This window comes from Neoroseomonas rubea (assembly GCF_016106015.1).
In the GTDB taxonomy this organism is placed as follows: domain Bacteria; phylum Pseudomonadota; class Alphaproteobacteria; order Acetobacterales; family Acetobacteraceae; genus Neoroseomonas; species Neoroseomonas rubea.
This window is the reverse complement of record NZ_JACADQ010000571.1, coordinates 1-1,447: the sequence shown is the minus strand read 5'-3', so window position 1 is coordinate 1,447 and position 1,447 is coordinate 1. Positions and strand designations below refer to the sequence as shown.

2 protein-coding genes are annotated in these 1,447 nt (G+C 76.3%); both read right to left on the bottom strand.

Annotated features, from left to right (window positions below; all coding sequences use genetic code 11):
- A partial coding sequence (locus HW577_RS24950; protein WP_198378785.1) for a hypothetical protein occupies positions 1-662 on the bottom strand: 662 nt, incomplete at its 3' end.
- Between the two features lie 322 nt (positions 663-984).
- A partial coding sequence (locus HW577_RS24945; protein WP_198378784.1) for a uroporphyrinogen-III synthase occupies positions 985-1,447 on the bottom strand: 463 nt, incomplete at its 5' end.

Sequence of the window (1,447 nt, the reverse complement as noted above, 5' to 3'; positions counted from 1 at the left end):
CCGCGCAGCCGCTGCTCCAGCGCGACGCCGGCGGCGGCGATGCGCTCTGCCTCGGCGCGCTCGGCCGCCGCCAGCCGGTCGGCGAGGTTGCGGGCAAGGTCTTCGGTGCGCCGGATCGCCTCGGCATCCGCCGCCTGCTGGCGGGCGGCGACGGCGTCGAGCCGCTCGGACAGGCGGTCGGCGCGCGTCGTCAGGCTTTCCATCGCGCCGCGTGGGGCGAAGGCGGCGGGGTCCGGGATGGGACGGGCGAGCGCCTCGGCCGCGCGCGCTTCCACCGCCGCGACGCGGCCGGTCACACCCTCGACGCGCCCTTCCAGCGGGCGAAGGTCGGGCGGCGGCGGCAGGGCGGCGATCCGCGCCTCGATCGGCGAGAGATCGACCGGCGGGCGCGATTCGAGCGCGGCGATTCGGCCTTCCACCGGGGCGAGGTCCGGGCCGCGCCGGGCTTCGACCGCCGTGATGCGCGCCTCGAGTGCCGCGAGCGCCGCGACGCGCTGGTCCATCGCCGCCAGCGCGGCGACGGAGGGATGCGGCGGCGGCATCGGGCGGGGCGTGACCCAGAGCCAGGCCGCCGCCAGCACCAGCACGATTCCGCCGATCAGCAGCGGCAGCGCGGCGGGGTCGAGGTAGCGACGGATCGCGGGGGGTGGGGTCTCGGTCATGGGGCGCCGTATAGCAATCCGCGCGGCGCATGGCGCCCCCCGCGCGGTGTCGTTCCTATCCGCCAAAGGTTTCACCTTCGGACGGTTCAGCCGCCATATCCCTGAGCCGTCTTCCCGAACCGCGCCGTGGGAGCGGATTTCCCGACACTGCGCAGAGTGCGCGACGGGGCCAAATGACGCGAATGGGTGGCGGTTGGTTCTCGATCGCCTGCGATGAATCGCGGCCGCGCCGCGCATCGGGCGCCGTCCCGGCGCCCATGCCTTCGCGAATCCGTCGCCCCCGTGGCGCGCCGGGACCGCGCAGGTTGGGATCCGTCGGCGATCAGTCCGGTGGCGGGCCGAGCAGGGCAGGCAGCAGCGCGGGGTCGGGGCGTTCAGTGACGGCGATGCTCGCCCAAGGCAGCGGCCGCAACGCCTCCGCGATGCGCGGGCTGATGGCAAGCGCGCGGATGCTCAGCGCCGCCTCCGCGAGCCCCGCCCCGCGCAGCAGGGCGAGGGTGATGCGCACGCCGCGCGGCGAGGTGAAGAGCGCCGCGGCGATGGTGCCGGCGGCGAGCGCGGCGCGGGCGTCTTCGGGCAGGGCGTTGGCTGGCACGGCCTCGTAGGCAATGCGCCGCATCACGCGGAAGCCTTTCGCGCGGAGTGCCGCCGCGAGGTCCAGGCTGTAGCCGCGCCCGACGGCGAGCAGCAGCGGGCCGGCTGCCGGGTCCAGGCGTTGCGCGGCGAGCGCGGCGAGCGCCGCCGCGTCGCCTTCCGCCGCCGTCACCCGAGACCGGGAGAGCACT